Origin of the sequence: Brevundimonas sp. LPMIX5 (assembly GCF_003576505.1) — a bacterium.
Classification (GTDB): Bacteria; Pseudomonadota; Alphaproteobacteria; order Caulobacterales; family Caulobacteraceae; genus Brevundimonas; species Brevundimonas naejangsanensis.
Genome location: NZ_QWTZ01000010.1, coordinates 66,734 through 80,519 on the forward strand (window position 1 = coordinate 66,734; position 13,786 = coordinate 80,519).

The window sequence follows — 13,786 nt, forward strand, 5'->3', positions numbered from 1 at the left end:
TTCTCCCACAAGGGGAGAAGGATACGGCGCAATCAACCATCCCCCCTCCGCCCCTGTGTTAGACTGCCCCCTCTCATAGGGAGATTTCAGACGATTCAGACGAATTGGACTCTCTTTTTCCGCTTCTGGCGCCTTCCCATGCGGCAAGGCGCGCTTGCGGCTTGATGCGCACGCATCCCGACGCCATCTGATCCGTTATCTTCCTTCGTCTTGCCTTGCGGACCCGACCATGACCTTCGCCGACCCGTCCCTGACCACCCCGCCCGACCTGATCAAGGACGGCACGGACGCCTCCTTCATGCAGGACGTGGTCGAGGCCTCGAAGCATCAGCCGGTCATCGTCGATTTCTGGGCCACGTGGTGCGGCCCGTGCCGCACGCTGGGCCCCGCGCTGGAGAAGGCCGTGCGCGCCGCCAAGGGGGCGGTGAAGATGGTCAAGATCGACGTCGACGCCAACCCGGCCTATGCGGGCCAGCTGCGCGTGCAGTCGATTCCGACCGTCTACGCCTTCGTCAACGGCCAGCCGGTCGACGGCTTTCAGGGCGCCGTGCCCGACAGCCAGATCAAGGCCTTCATCGACAAGCTGACCGGCGGCGAAGGCGTCAACACCGACGTCGAGCAACTGCTGTCGCTGGGCGAGGAGTCCCTGACCCTCAATGATCTGGGCGGCGCCGCCCAGGCCTTCGCCCATGTGCTGACGATGGAGCCGGACAACCAGAAGGCCATCGCCGGCATGGCCCGCGTCTATCTGGCCGAGGGCGACGCCGAGCAGGCGGCCCAGACCATCGCCATGGCCCCGGCCGACTCGACCGAGCCGACGGTTCAGGCCGTACGCGCCCAGCTGTCCCTGGCCTCGGCCGCCCCGACCGGCGCGACCGCCGAGCTGGAGGCCAAGCTGGCGGCGAACAAAAACGACCACGAAGCCCGCTTCGACATGGCCAAGGCCCTGGCCTCGGCGGGTGATCTGAAGGGGGCGGTCGATCATCTGCTGGCCATCGTTCAGGCCGACCGCGAGTGGAACGAACAGGCCGCCCGCAAGCAGCTGCTGACCGTATTCGAGGCCGCCGGCCCCAACAGCGAAGTCGCCCGCGATGGACGACGGCGCCTGTCCTCCATCCTGTTCTCGTAACGGCGCGATCATGGCTCAGGGCTACGTCAAGGCCAGCGAACTTCCGCAGGTGATCCCGGTCTTTCCCTTGCCGGGGTCCATCCTTCTGGCGCGGGGCCAGCTGCCGCTGAACGTGTTCGAGCCGCGCTATCTGAACATGGTGGATGATGCGATGGCGGGCGACCGGATGATCGGCCTGATCCAGCCGGTCGGCCCCGCCGGGGTCAATCCGCCCCTGACCCGCGTCGGCTGCGCCGGGCGGATCACCAGCTTCGCCGAGACCTCGGACGGGCGCTATCTGATCACCCTGACCGGGGTGTGCCGTTTCGTCGTGGCGACCGAGATGCAGGTGCGCACCCCTTATCGGCAGGTGCGCGCCGACTTCCTGCCTTATGAAGCCGACCTGCGCGCGCCCGATCCCGACGAGGCCTTCGACCGCGAGCCCTTCCTGTCGGCCCTGGCGCCCTATCTGTCCGGGCGCGGTCTGGACATCGACTGGGACACCGCCCGCGCCGCGCCGCAGGAGGCGCTGGTCAACAGCCTGGCGATGGGCCTGCCCTTCGAGGCGCCCGAAAAACAGGCCTTGCTGGAGGCCCTGACCCTGATCGACCGCGAAGCCGCCCTGACCGCCCTTCTCCGCATCGAAGCCATCGCCCCCGACGACGACGAACCCGGACCGGCGATGCAGTAGTCTCAGCAAGCTCGACGCGATAAACACACGGCCAACAGAATGGGGCGCCCGGCGCCCTCAAGCAGCAAGCGCCCGCGGCGCGAGCGATAGGGCCGGGCTCTAACTTCCTCAAGCAGTGAGCGCCCGCGGCGCGAACGATAGGAAACTAAAAATCATGAGCGACGCCTTCAACACCCCCGTCTCGGTCGATCCCCGCCTGCTGGAGGTGTTGGTCTGCCCGGTCACGCGCGGCCGCCTGACCTATGACCGCGAGCGCAACGAGCTGGTCTCGGCGGGCGCCAAACTGGCCTTCCCCATCCGCGACGGCGTGCCGATCATGCTGGCCGAAGACGCCCGCCCGCTGGACTGACACGCTCTACGCGCGGGCAAAAGAACGCCGACAACGGCCCTCAAGCAGCGAGCCGCCGCGCGGCGAGCGATAGGGCCTCTTTTAAAGCGCTTCTCCTCGGAGAAGCCTCGGCAGATCCCCCGTCGCTCCGCCCGCCTCGTGCATGAAGGCGCGGCGCAGGGGGGCGATGCGGTTGACCGCCGCCATGCCCAGATCGCGGGCCAACCGCACCGGGGCGATGTCGTTCGAGAACAGGCGCACGAAGCCGTCAAAGCCCGCCGCCAGCGCCGCCGTGTCGAACCGGCGCCAGCGGGCGTAACGCTCCAGCACCAGCTCCGAGCCGATATCCTCGCCGATGCGGGCGGCCTCGGTCAGCACCTCGGACAGGGCCGCGACGTCCTTCAGGCCCATGTTCAGCCCCTGCCCCGCCACCGGGTGCACCCCGTGGGCGGCGTCGCCGATGATGGCCATGCGCGGCGCGGTCAGGCGCTCGGCCAGCTGCAGCGACAGAGGATAGACGAAGCGCGGCCCCTTGATCGTCAGCCCGCCCAGAAAGTCGCCGAACCGGCGCGTCAAATGGGCGTGGAAGGCCTCGTCCGAGGCCGAGCGCAGGGCCTCGCCCCGGCGAGCGCTCTCGGTCCACACCAGATTGGCCCGGTTCTCCGTCAGCGGCAGGATGGCGAAGGGGCCGTCCGGCAGGAAATACTCATGGGCGACGTTGCCGTGCGGCTTCTCCATGCGGACGGTGCAGACCACGCCGCTCTGCTGATAGGTCCAGCCGAAGACGTCGATGCCCGCCGCGCGGCGCACGGTCGAGTTGCGGCCCTCCGCCCCGATCACCAGCGGCGCCGACAGGGTCGACCCGTCCTTCAGCGTCACCGTCGCACGACCCGGCCCGACGGCCACATCGGCCACGGCGGCGGGAGCGCGGACCTCCAGCCCCTGAGCGTTCACCAACTCGGCCAGGGCGGCGCGCAGGCGGCGGTTCTCGACCATATAGCCCAGCGGCTCTCCGCCATTGCGGTCGCCGATCTCGTCCGCATCGAAACGGATATAGGCGGCCGAAGGCTTGCGGCTGGCGGCGCCCGGACGGCGACCGTCCGTCACCAGAATGCGGTCCATGCGGCAGGCGTGCGGCTCCAGCGCCTCGCCCAGCCCCAGAGCCTTCAGCATGCGGAAGTTGGCGTAGGAGATGGCCGTCGCCCGCCCGTCGAAGGTCGGCGCCATCTGGGCGTCAAAGGGCTGAGGGTCCACCATGACAGGGCGCAGGCCGCCCTGCGCCGCCGCCAGTGCAAAGGTCGCCCCAACCAGCCCGGCGCCGGCGATGATGATGTCGTAGTCGTCCGATCCGCTCATGCTCTCGTTCTAGGCCCCTATCGCGCGTCACGCCACCTCAAGCCCGCCCGCCGAATGGGACATAAGGGCTCATCCCGCCCGCAAAGACCGGGCTGGTAAATGCCGCTTTAACCTTATGCGAGGCATTAGGGATCGGAGTCCCGCTGTCAGTCCCATTTCTGGGGGTCCGCCTTCATGTCCGCCGCCCTCGCGCTCGGTCAACGCGTCTGGAGCACCGTCCGCATCGTCTGGGCGGCGCCTTTCGCCGTGCGGTTCAGGGGAGTGCTGCAGGCCATGCTGGCCGCCCTGCTGCTGGTGGCCCTGATCTCGTGGAACCCGGCCGACCCCAGCTGGAACGCCGCATCGGCGCAGGCGCCGACCAACTGGCTGGGCGGCGCGGGCGCGACCTTCGCCGATCTGATCATGCAGTCGCTGGGGCTGGCCGCATGGCCGGCCGTCCTGCTGCTGATCGCCTTCGGGCTGGCGGTGGCGATCGGCGACGCCCTGCAGCACCGGCTGCAGCCGACGCCGTTCAAGGTTTTCTGCGCCGTCGCCGGCGTACTGCTGCTGTCGGCCGCCCTGTCGGCCCCGGCGGCGGCCGCGAAATGGCCGCTGGCGGCGGGCATGGGCGGGCTGTGGGGCGACGCCGTCACCGGCCTGGCCGCCAACGGTCTGGGCGCGCTGAAGGTACCGGCCGCGCGCATTATTCTGGGCCTGCTGTTCCTGGCGCTGGCGCTGTGGAGCCTGGCCTATACCGTGGGCCTGCGCCTGCGCGACTTCACCGACACCGCAGGCTGGGCCGCCCAGAAGGGCGCCGAGGCCCGCGCCGCCCGTCCTGCCAAGGCCGCCAAACCGGGCAAGACCCCGCGCGCTGCCGCCGAGGCCGCCGCCCCGGCCCGCAAGCCGCGCCATCGCCTGCCGGACGCCGACGAGATGGAAGCCGACGGTCCTCTGTCTGCACCCGCCCCGGCTGCTTCGGCTTCGGTTGCAGCCGCCTATGATGAGACCGACGAAGCCGACGCCTATACTCCGCCGTGGGAGGACGCGGCGCCCGCCCCCATCGCCCCGCCCTCGGCCCGCGCGAACCGGCCGGCCGAACCCAAGGTGGCGGCGGTCAAGGCGCCCAAGCCCGTCCGCAGCGACGCGGACCAGCAGGCCTTCGACTTCGCCAATGAGGGCGGCTTCGAACTGCCGCCGCTGGGCATTCTGGCCAAGCCCGGCCAGCGCGGCGGCGCCGTCGACGAGGAATCGCTGAAGGCCAACGCCAAGATGCTGGAGGGCGTGCTTCAGGAATTCGGCGTGCGCGGCCAGATCGACCAGATCCGCCCCGGCCCCGTCGTCACCCTGTATGAGCTGGTGCCCGCGCCCGGCGTGAAGCACGGCCGCGTCGTGGCCCTGGCCGACGACATCGCCCGCTCCATGTCGGCCCGCGCCTGCCGCATCAGCGTGGTGCAGGGCCGCAACGCCATCGGCATCGAACTGCCCAACGCCAAGCGCGAGACCGTCTTCCTGCGCGACCTGCTGGCGTCGGGCGAATACGACAAGAAGAGTCATCTGCTGCCGCTGGCGTTGGGCGAGACCATCGGCGGCGAGCCTTATGTCGCCGATCTGGCGCGAATGCCCCACCTGCTGATCGCGGGCACCACCGGCTCGGGCAAGTCGGTCGGGGTCAACGCCATGATCCTGTCGATCCTGTATCGCCACTCGCCCGCCGAGTGCCGCTTCATCATGATCGACCCCAAGATGCTGGAGCTGTCGGTCTATGACGGCATCCCGCACCTGCTGGCGCCGGTCGTGACCGATCCCAAGAAGGCGGTCGTGGCCCTGAAGTGGACCGTGCGCGAGATGGAGGACCGCTATCGCCGCATGTCCAAGCTCGGCGTCCGCAACGTCGCCAGCTACAACGACCGCGCCCGCGAGGCGCAGGAAAAGGGCGAGCATTTCGAGCGCACCGTCCAGACCGGCTTCGACGAACAGGGCCGCCCCGTCTACGAGAGCGAGAAGATCCGCCCCGAGCCCATGCCCTATCTGGTCGTGGTCATGGACGAGATGGCCGACCTGATGCTGGTCGCGGGCAAGGATGTGGAAGGCGCCGTCCAGCGTCTGGCCCAGATGGCGCGCGCTGCGGGCATCCACCTGATCATGGCGACGCAGCGCCCGTCGGTGGACGTCATCACCGGCACCATCAAGGCCAACTTCCCGACCCGGATTTCTTTCCAGGTCACCTCCAAGATCGACAGCCGCACCATCCTGGGCGAACAGGGCGGCGAGCAACTGCTGGGTCAGGGCGACATGCTCTACATGGCGGGCGGCGGACGCATCACCCGTCTGCACGGCCCCTTCGTCGGCGATCAGGAAGTTGAGGAAGTCTGTAAACACCTGCGCGCCCAGGCCGAGCCCGAATACCTCGACCTGATCACCGACGAACCGGACGGCGACGGCGACGGCGCCATGGGCGAAGACGGCGGCGGCACCGGGGACGACCTGTATGACCGCGCCGTGGCTGTGGTCACGCGCGACCGCAAGGCCTCAACTTCTTACGTCCAGCGCCGCCTTCAGATCGGCTACAACCGCGCCGCCACCCTGATCGAACGCATGGAGCAGGAAGGCGTCGTCAGCCCCGCCAACCACGCCGGCAAGCGCGAAGTGCTGGCCGGGCCGCCTCCTATGGTGTGATCGGCTTCGCCGAGGCGGCGGCTTTGCCGCCGGGCGCTATCACTCGCCGCGCGGCGGCTCGCTGCTTCAGCGCCAATCACGAGCGCACGCTTGGGAACCCAGCGGTTCAGTCGACGCTTAAACGCCTCACGTCCTCAAGCAGCGAGCCGCCGCGCGGCGAGCGCTATGACACTAAACAATGAACGCCGCTTCATCGGAGCGCCGGAATATGGTCAGGCTGGCGTCATCAGCCTGCCGGATGAAGTCCTCATCCTCATCGGGTCGAAAACCGTTCAGAACGGGAGAAGAAAAGACATGAGCATTTCCCGCCGCGCCTTCGGCCTCGGCTCCGCCGCCCTGGTCGCGCTCGCCGCCGCACCCGCCGCCGTCCTGGCTCAGGCCGGGCTGTCGGCCGAGGATCAGGCCGTGCTGCGTCAGGCCCAGACCTATCTGACCGCCATGACCACGGCTCAGGGGGCCTTCGTCGAAACCGGTCCGAACAATCAACGCCGCACCGGTCGCTATTATCTGCAGCGCCCCGGCAAGATGCGGTTCGAATACACCGAACCGGCTGGCCTGCTGGTGGTGGCCGACGGCAATAACGTCAGCCGCTGGGACCCGCGCCTGAATGTCTTCCGTCAGGCGCCGCTGGGCCAGACGCCGCTGTCGACCTTCCTGGCGCGCGAGGTCCGGCTGGATCAGGGCGTGACCATCGACCGGGTGACACGCATGGATTCGGGCGCCTTCGCCATCACCGCCCGCGACGCCAAACGGCCGAACGAGGGCTCTGTCATCCTGGCCTTCGCCGGGTCGCCTGTCCGCCTTCAGGAGTGGACCATCACCGATGCCCAAGGCTCGCGCACCCGAGTACAGCTGACCACGCTGGAGCCCGCGCCCGGACTGGCCGCCAGCCTGTTCCAGCTGCGCGATCCGACCCGTCGCAACCGCCGCAACTGACGTCACAAACGTGACGTGATCGGCACACATAAATTACAACGATGACAGTTTGACCTTTTTTGTTGCCCGTGACACTTTGGGCACAGGACGGCGGCGGCCGTCCCGCCCGCCACGGATTCATCCCCGCCTGGCGGCGAGAGAGACGAACTTCAAGCGCCCGGAGCAAGGCTCCGGGCGTCTTTTTATTTAGATGACGGCCCTGCCCGATCGTCGGCTTAGACCCTGCCCCGCCAAGCTGCTAAGGCCCGTGGCATGAGCCTTCGCATCGTTACCTGGAACATCAACTCGGTCCGCCTGCGCATCGATCAGGTCGCCCGTTTCGTCGCCGAGAACGCCCCGGACGTCCTGTGCCTGCAGGAGATCAAATGCACCGAGGATCAGTTCCCGCGTCAGGCCTTCATCGACATGGGCCTGCCCTACCTGCGGATCGGCGGCCAGAAGGGGTGGCACGGAGTAGCCATCGCCAGCCGTCTGCCCATCCTTGACAGCCCTAGGCTGGACGTCTGCCGCGAGGGTCACGCCCGCTGCGTCTCGGCCGTGGTCGAAGGCGTGGAGGTGCAGAACTTCTACATTCCAGCGGGCGGGGATCTGCCGGATCGGGCGCTGAACCCCAAGTTCGATCACAAGATGGACTTCTATGAACGGCTGACCGCCGAGATGAAGACCCGCGACCGCCAGCGGCCTCTGGTCCTGGCCGGCGACTTCAACATCGCGCCGGGCGAGAACGACGTCTGGAACCACCGCTTCATGTCCAAGGTGGTCAGCCACACCCCCGGCGAGGTCGAGACCCTCTACCGGCTTCAGGACGCCGGAGGCTTCGCCGATGTGGTGCGCGACCAGATTCCCGATCCGGTCAAACTGGCCAGTTGGTGGAGCTATCGCGCCAAGGATTTCCGCAAGTCGAACCGGGGCCTGCGCCTCGATCACCTGTGGACCTCGCCCGGCCTGACCCCCGCCGTGGTAAAGGGCAGCGCCCGCATCCTCGACACGGTGCGCGAATGGGAGCGGCCCAGCGACCACGCCCCGGTCGTGATGGATCTGGACGTCTGAACCCGCCTCAGAACGGGAAGAAGATCGGGATCGCCGCCATGCCTGTGGCCCAGGTGATCAGGTTCAGCGGCAGGCCGACCTTCACGAAGTCCATGTAGCTGTAATTGCCCATCTGATAGACCAGCACATTCGTCTGATAGCTGAAGGGCGTGGCGAAGGCGGCCGACGCCGCCATCATCACCGCCACCAGAAACGGTCGCGCATCCACCCCCAGCGCCGCCGCTATGGCCACGGCTATCGGCGAAAACAGCACCGCCACCGTGGCGTTCGACAGGATGTCCGTCGCGAACAACGTCACGCCGTAAAACACGAACAGCGCCGCCCACGGCCCATAGGGGCGGATCACGTCGATCAGGGCGTCGGCGCCGGCCTGCGCCAGACCCGTCACCTCCAGCGACGAGCCGATGACCACCATACCCGCCACCAGCAGCAGGATTTCCGGCCTCAGCCCGGCATAGGCTTCCTCGGCGGTGATCACCCGCATCAATATAAGAGCCACCGCCCCGGCGAAGGCCGAGGCCGCAATGGGCGCCAGACCGAAGGCCGAGGCGACGACCACGGCGACGAAAACGGCCAGAGACGCCAGGGCGCGTTTCAGCTCCAGCGGCCGCTCGGCGCCTTTTTCATACAGATCGACATTGCCCAGCACCGCATCGCCCGACCCGCCGGGGCTGGCGCGCTGTTCCATCAGCCACGGCAGGCGGAAGGACGACAGCAGGCTGCGCTTGCCCTTACCGGCCTCCTCGGCTTCCCGGCGCGCCGCCATTTCGGCCTCATCGCGCGCGGCGGTCTTCTCCAGCACCCGCGAGCCGATGAAATACAGATAAAGGCCGCCGACCGTGGCGATGCACAGACCCACGCCCGTGATTTCAAACAGAGAGAAGACCGGCTGACCCGTATTGCGGGCCATGTCGCTGACCAGCAGATTGGTCGAGGTGCCTATCAGGGTCAGCAGACCGCCCATGATGACCGCATAGCTGAGCGGCATCAGGAACCGCTTGGGCGACAGGCCCAGCGACAGGGCCATGTCGCGGACCACCGGCGCCGCCAGCACCACCACCGGCGTGTTGTTCAGAAAGCCGCCGACCGCGCCACACAGGCCGATCACGATCCACACGGCGTGTCGCCCGAACACCCGGGTCATGCCCTTGGCCTTGCGGATCAGCCAGGCCAGCAGGCCCGACAGCTCCATCGCGTAGGCGATGACGAACAGCCCCGCCAGGGCCATGATGGCCGGGCTGGCGAAGGCGCCCTGAACCTCCACCGGGCGCACCACGCCGAACAACAGCAGGGCCGCCGCGCCGCTGAGCGCCACCACATCGGACCGCAGACGTCCATGGATCATCACCCCGACCACGACGATCAGGACGACGAGAGCGATAATCTGGTCCAGCGTCACCCGCGCAAGAGCCCCTGTTCCGCCAGACGCCGGACCCGTTCACGGGCCGGGGCGCCAATCCGTCATTCCCGTGTTAGGCTGCTTCCATGTCGATCACAACGACCCGTCTCGCCGCGCCGATCGCCCTGGCGGCCGTCCTGCCCCTTCTGGCGTCGTGCCAGAAGCCGTCCGAGCCCGCCGCGCCCGAAGCTCCGGCGCCCGCCCCGCCGACGGTCGTGCTGGACTCCACCCTGAACCGCGCCGCCCTGCTGGCCGCCCTGACCGAAGCGAGAACCGCCACGGCCGACGGCCGCCCGCGCGACGCGGCTCTGAGCGGACGGACCGTATCGGTGCGTCTGCCTTTCGGCTGCGAAGGCGCAGGATCAACCGAGCAGGCGCAGCCGGGCCTGCCGACGCTGGCGCGCGGAGACGACGGCAGCCTGATGCTGAGAGTTCTGCCTGAAGATTTCGCCGCGTCCGGCCTGGTCGTCACGGCGGGCGCTGACGACGCGGCGACTTCCAGTCCCTGGGAGGCGGTCGAAGGATTCTGGATCGCCCGTCCCTGGAGCGGGCTGGAAACCTGTCGCCCAAGCGAGGCCGCGCAGACGGCTCTCCAGCCAGCGCAAGAAGCTGAAGTAGAAAGCAAATCCGAGGCCGAGGGTGTCGTTTCGCCTGCGCCTCAGCCGTCCGTTCAGACGGAGCGCACCTCAGGACTGGCGGCCGTGTTCGAGACGGGCGGCTCGCGCCTGGGCCGCCGTCAGGGCCAGGCCTATGTCCATGTCATTCGAGGAGACAGGGGCGTCGATCCGACACCGGCGCCGGGAGGCTATGCGCTGCGTCTGGAGGGGCGGTTGACCGCCTTTGCGGACGGAAAAGCCGTCCACTGCGTCCAGAAGGACGCCGAAAGCCGTCCGGTCTGCGTCGCCGCCCTGCGGCTGGACCGGCTGGCCTTCGAGGATGGAGCCACGGGCGCCCTTCTCAGCGAATGGCGCCCGCGTTGAGCTGATGTCAGGCAGCGCCCAGCAGGGCGGCGCCGGCCAGGACGCCCAGCAGGATCAGGGTGACGCTGCCGGTGAAGACGACGACGCCTTCGAACGAGAAGCCCGAAGCGCGGGGATGCACGAGTTTCATGATTGAGTTCCTTTCGGCGAGGGAGTTCCGAACAGCCTCAAGATAGGAAGCGCGACCCTGAAAGACAAACCACGGTTCGGCCGCATCGAGTGAGTTTAAGTCACCTGATCCGCTTCTGCGTCCCGATCGGGCCGTGATTCCGCCACGATCCAGTTGAGGAAGCGGCGCAGCTTGGGTTCGTCCGCCCGTTCGGGCAGGACCACGGCCCAATAGGCCAGATCATTGGTCAGGGCGTGGTCGACCGGCTGGATCAGCCGCCCCTCGCGAAGCTCCTCCGCCGCCAGGGGCGCCGAGGTCAGGGCCACGCCCCGCCCCGACAAGGCGGCTTCCAGCGCCAGATGGCTGTGGCTGAAGTGAGGGCCGCGCAGATGGTTCACGCGCGGATCCTCGACTCCGGCGCTTTCGAACCAGGCCTTCCAGCCGAGTCGGTTCGCGTAGGGCATGTCGTGCCAGGTCTCGTGGATCAGCACCACGTCCAGCAGATCGGAAGGCTGGTTCAACCGCCGCGCAGCGGCGAAGGACGGGGCGCAGACCGGGATCAGCCGCTCATTGACCAGCCGCCGCGCTACCTGGCCCGGATAAGGGCCTTCGCCATAGCGCAACGCCACATCCGCCTCGCCGTTCGACAGGTCGGCGATGCGGTCCTCGGCGAAGACGATCAGGTCGAGGTCGGGATTGTCCTCGCTGAACCGATGCAGACGCGGGGACAGCCATTTGCTGGCCAGGGACGGAAGGGCGCTGATCCGCAACTGACGCGAGCGGCCGGGCCGCACGGCGTCCAGGGCGCTTTCCAGCCGCTCGAAGGCGTCGGCGACGCCCTGGGCCAGGCGGACGCCATCGGCGGTCAGCCGCACCGAGCGGTTGAAGCGGTCGAACAGGCGCAGGCCCAGCCGCATCTCCAGCGCCTTCACATGGCGGCTGACGGCGCCGGGGGTGACGCCCAGTTCCTCGGCCGCCTCGCGGAAGCTGCCGTGGCGGGCCGCCGCGTCGAACGCCCGAAGCGCCACCAGCGGCGGGGTCGGGCGGCGTTCGCTCATCAGCAAATCAAGGCTGGAGGCGGTAGCCGCCGGCGTCGGTCAGCAGCAGCCGCGCCTGACCCGGCTCGGCCTCGATCTTCTGACGCAGGCGGTAGATGTGGGTTTCCAGCGTGTGGGTGGTGACCCCGGCGTTGTAGCCCCACACCTCCGTCAGCAGCTCTTCGCGCGACACCGGCTTGGCCCCGGCGCGATAGAGGTACTTCAGGATGTTGGTTTCCTTTTCCGTCAGCCGGACCTTCTTGCCCTTGTCGTCGACCATCAGCTTGGAGGCCGGGCGGAACTCATAGGGGCCGACCTGGAAGACGGCGTCCTCGGACTGTTCATGGCTGCGCAGGTGGGCGCGGATGCGCGCCAGCAGGACGGCGAACCGGAACGGCTTGGTGACATAGTCATTGGCCCCGGAGTCGAGGCCCAGAATGGCGTCGGAGTCCGACGACTGCGCCGTCAGCATGATGACCGGGGTCGAAATCCCGGCCTTGCGGATCAGGCGACAGGCCTCGCGGCCGTCCATGTCTGGAAGGTCGACGTCCAGCAGGATGAGGTCGGCGCGCGCCTCCTTGGCCTGACGCACTCCATCGGTCGCCGTCGCAGCCTGAGCCGGGCGGAATTCCTCGTGAAGCGCCAGCTGCTCGGCCAAGGCCTCGCGCAGGTCGTCGTCGTCGTCGATGATCAGAATGGTCTTGGGCGTGCGCATGGTCTCTTTAGAATGGCGAGGCTTGGGCCGAACGCCAAGGGCGCCGGACAGGATATTGCGTCCTAAGAGGTCGCAGGCGCCGTATTTCGTTCCCCGAACAGGGCCGAACCGACCCGAACATGGGTCGCCCCCGCCGCAATCGCCGTCTGATAATCCCCACTCATGCCCATCGACAGCACACCCAGGCCGTTACGCGCGGCGATGGCGGCCAGCAGGGCGAAATGCGGAGCCGGGTCTTCATCGGCGGGCGGAATGCACATCAGGCCCTCGACCTTCAGGCCGTATCGGTCGCGGGCGGCGGCGATCAGGGCGTCGGCGTCGCCGGGCAGCACCCCCGCCTTCTGCGGCTCGGCGCCAGTGTTGACCTGAACCAGCACGCTGGGGCGCCGTCCCGCCCGCGTCATGGCGGCCGCCAGAGCGGCGGCGAGCCGTTCACGGTCCAGCGTCTCGATGACGTCGAACAGTTCGACCGCTTCCAGCGCCTTATTGGTCTGCAAAGGGCCGATCAGGCGCAGTTCCAGATCCGGCAGGGCGGCGCGACGGGCCGCCCAGTGGCCTTGCGCCTCCTGCACCCGGTTCTCGCCGAACACGCGCTGGCCGGCGTCCAGCGCCGCCTGCAGCGCCTGTGCCCCTTGCGTCTTGGACACGGCGGTCAGCACCACCGAGGCCGGGTCGCGGCCCGCCGCCTTTGTCGCCTCGGCGATGCGGCCCCGCACCTGGGCGAAGCGGTCAGCGATGGACGAAACGGCGGCGGCGGGATTAGGGACGGTCATGATGCCCCTGTCTGACACCCTGTCCGAAGAAGCGCAAAGTCTGTGGGACGCCGCCCGCGCCCTGGCGCTCACGGCGCCGCAGGGCGGTCGCACCCTGCCTCCCCTGCTTTTCTTCACCGACCCGGCGCGTACGCCCCGTCCGTGGGAGACAGCCGCCCGACTGCCTGCCGGAGCAGGCGTGGTCTTCCGTCACTTCGGCGCCGCGGATCGAGTGGAGACCGGACAGCGCCTGCGCGAGGCGACGCACAGGGCCGGGGTTCGGCTGCTGGTGGGGCTGGACGCCGAATTGGCCGAGCAGATCGGGGCGGACGGCGTGCACCTGCCCGAACGGGCGCTTTCGGCCGCCTATGCCTTGTCAGGACGACGGCCGGACTGGTTGCTGACCGGGGCGGCCCATTCCACGAAAGCAGTGCGGACGGCGCGGGATCTGCACGCCCTTGTGCTGTCGCCGGTCTTCCCCGCGGGCGGCGCTTCTGCGGTCAAGCCAGCGTTGGGGGTAGAAGGATTTTCGGCTCTGGCGGCCCTGGCCCCCTGCCCGGTCTACGCTCTGGGCGGAATCACGGCGGCCAACGCCTCCCGGCTGCCGTCAACAGGCGCGAGCGGGCTAGCGGGCGTGGAGGCGATCCAGACGGCCTTCGCCGGCTAGGAC

The 13,786-nt window shown here is 68.5% G+C and carries 14 protein-coding genes; 8 read left to right on the top strand and 6 right to left on the bottom strand.

Translation table 11 applies throughout. The features are described 5' to 3' along the window. Positions 1-229 precede the first annotated feature (229 nt). The 3 genes from trxA (at position 230) to D1604_RS10000 (ending at position 2,148) form a co-directional block, all read left to right on the top strand. Positions 230-1,129, top strand: coding sequence for a thioredoxin (gene trxA / locus D1604_RS09990; RefSeq protein ID WP_119413161.1), 900 nt, complete (start codon positions 230-232; stop codon positions 1,127-1,129). 10 nt (positions 1,130-1,139) lie between these two features. Next, the gene (locus tag D1604_RS09995; protein ID WP_024354378.1) at positions 1,140-1,799 is read left to right on the top strand and encodes an LON peptidase substrate-binding domain-containing protein; all 660 of its coding nucleotides are present in this window, start codon (positions 1,140-1,142) and stop codon (positions 1,797-1,799) included. A gap of 154 nt (positions 1,800-1,953) precedes the next feature. Next, a complete protein-coding gene (locus D1604_RS10000; protein ID WP_003166576.1) occupies positions 1,954-2,148 on the top strand; it encodes a Trm112 family protein in 195 nt (64 codons plus the stop codon). Between the two features lie 81 nt (positions 2,149-2,229). Here D1604_RS10000 and D1604_RS10005 read toward each other — a convergent pair whose 3' ends face one another. Continuing rightward, positions 2,230-3,483, bottom strand: a complete 1,254-nt coding sequence (locus D1604_RS10005; protein WP_119413162.1) for a UbiH/UbiF/VisC/COQ6 family ubiquinone biosynthesis hydroxylase — start codon at positions 3,481-3,483, stop codon at positions 2,230-2,232. Between the two features lie 174 nt (positions 3,484-3,657). Between D1604_RS10005 and D1604_RS10010 the strand changes: the two genes are divergently transcribed. The 3 genes from D1604_RS10010 (at position 3,658) to xth (ending at position 8,124) form a co-directional block, all read left to right on the top strand. Next, positions 3,658-6,138, top strand: coding sequence for an FtsK/SpoIIIE family DNA translocase (locus D1604_RS10010; protein ID WP_119413163.1), 2,481 nt, complete (start codon positions 3,658-3,660; stop codon positions 6,136-6,138). A 294-nt stretch (positions 6,139-6,432) separates the two neighbouring features. Next, a complete protein-coding gene (locus D1604_RS10015; protein WP_119413299.1) occupies positions 6,433-7,074 on the top strand; it encodes a LolA family protein in 642 nt (213 codons plus the stop codon). Between the two features lie 252 nt (positions 7,075-7,326). Then, positions 7,327-8,124: an exodeoxyribonuclease III gene (gene xth / locus D1604_RS10020; RefSeq protein WP_119413164.1), complete on the top strand. Its 798-nt coding sequence runs from the start codon at positions 7,327-7,329 to the stop codon at positions 8,122-8,124. Positions 8,125-8,131: 7 nt separating this feature from the next. Here the strand turns inward: xth and D1604_RS10025 are convergent, their stop codons facing one another. After that, positions 8,132-9,523, bottom strand: a complete 1,392-nt coding sequence (locus tag D1604_RS10025; protein WP_119413165.1) for an SLC13 family permease — start codon at positions 9,521-9,523, stop codon at positions 8,132-8,134. Positions 9,524-9,609: 86 nt separating this feature from the next. Between D1604_RS10025 and D1604_RS10030 the strand changes: the two genes are divergently transcribed. After that, positions 9,610-10,503, top strand: a complete 894-nt coding sequence (locus tag D1604_RS10030) for a hypothetical protein (RefSeq protein ID WP_119413166.1) — start codon at positions 9,610-9,612, stop codon at positions 10,501-10,503. A 7-nt stretch (positions 10,504-10,510) separates the two neighbouring features. Here the strand turns inward: D1604_RS10030 and D1604_RS16025 are convergent, their stop codons facing one another. From D1604_RS16025 to D1604_RS10045, 4 genes are all read right to left on the bottom strand, one after another. After that, the gene (locus D1604_RS16025) at positions 10,511-10,633 is read right to left on the bottom strand and encodes a hypothetical protein (protein WP_003168275.1); all 123 of its coding nucleotides are present in this window, start codon (positions 10,631-10,633) and stop codon (positions 10,511-10,513) included. 95 nt (positions 10,634-10,728) lie between these two features. Further along, positions 10,729-11,670: a transcriptional regulator GcvA gene (gene gcvA / locus D1604_RS10035; protein WP_119413300.1), complete on the bottom strand. Its 942-nt coding sequence runs from the start codon at positions 11,668-11,670 to the stop codon at positions 10,729-10,731. A gap of 7 nt (positions 11,671-11,677) precedes the next feature. Next, positions 11,678-12,364: a response regulator transcription factor gene (locus D1604_RS10040; protein WP_003168277.1), complete on the bottom strand. Its 687-nt coding sequence runs from the start codon at positions 12,362-12,364 to the stop codon at positions 11,678-11,680. Positions 12,365-12,426: 62 nt separating this feature from the next. After that, on the bottom strand, positions 12,427-13,137 hold the full coding sequence (locus D1604_RS10045) for a YggS family pyridoxal phosphate-dependent enzyme (protein ID WP_119413167.1): 711 nt from the start codon (positions 13,135-13,137) through the stop codon (positions 12,427-12,429). Position 13,138: 1 nt separating this feature from the next. Between D1604_RS10045 and D1604_RS10050 the strand changes: the two genes are divergently transcribed. After that, positions 13,139-13,783: a thiamine phosphate synthase gene (locus D1604_RS10050; protein WP_233552031.1), complete on the top strand. Its 645-nt coding sequence runs from the start codon at positions 13,139-13,141 to the stop codon at positions 13,781-13,783. Positions 13,784-13,786: the final 3 nt, after the last annotated feature.

Excerpts from the sequence above, each read along its gene's own strand:
- D1604_RS10040 (WP_003168277.1), bottom strand. The coding sequence starts at position 12,364 with ATGCGCACGCCCAAGACCATTCTGATCATCGACGACGACGACGACCTG.
- D1604_RS10045 (WP_119413167.1), bottom strand. The coding sequence starts at position 13,137 with ATGACCGTCCCTAATCCCGCCGCCGCCGTTTCGTCCATCGCTGACCGC.
- D1604_RS10030 (WP_119413166.1), top strand. The coding sequence starts at position 9,610 with ATGTCGATCACAACGACCCGTCTCGCCGCGCCGATCGCCCTGGCGGCC.
- D1604_RS16025 (WP_003168275.1), bottom strand. The coding sequence starts at position 10,633 with ATGAAACTCGTGCATCCCCGCGCTTCGGGCTTCTCGTTCGAAGGCGTC.
- D1604_RS09995 (WP_024354378.1), top strand. The coding sequence starts at position 1,140 with ATGGCTCAGGGCTACGTCAAGGCCAGCGAACTTCCGCAGGTGATCCCG.
- gcvA (WP_119413300.1), bottom strand. The coding sequence starts at position 11,670 with ATGAGCGAACGCCGCCCGACCCCGCCGCTGGTGGCGCTTCGGGCGTTC.
- D1604_RS10005 (WP_119413162.1), bottom strand. The coding sequence starts at position 3,483 with ATGAGCGGATCGGACGACTACGACATCATCATCGCCGGCGCCGGGCTG.
- D1604_RS10050 (WP_233552031.1), top strand. The coding sequence starts at position 13,139 with ATGCCCCTGTCTGACACCCTGTCCGAAGAAGCGCAAAGTCTGTGGGAC.
- D1604_RS10010 (WP_119413163.1), top strand. The coding sequence starts at position 3,658 with ATGTCCGCCGCCCTCGCGCTCGGTCAACGCGTCTGGAGCACCGTCCGC.
- trxA (WP_119413161.1), top strand. The coding sequence starts at position 230 with ATGACCTTCGCCGACCCGTCCCTGACCACCCCGCCCGACCTGATCAAG.
- D1604_RS10015 (WP_119413299.1), top strand. The coding sequence starts at position 6,433 with ATGAGCATTTCCCGCCGCGCCTTCGGCCTCGGCTCCGCCGCCCTGGTC.
- D1604_RS10000 (WP_003166576.1), top strand. The coding sequence starts at position 1,954 with ATGAGCGACGCCTTCAACACCCCCGTCTCGGTCGATCCCCGCCTGCTG.
- xth (WP_119413164.1), top strand. The coding sequence starts at position 7,327 with ATGAGCCTTCGCATCGTTACCTGGAACATCAACTCGGTCCGCCTGCGC.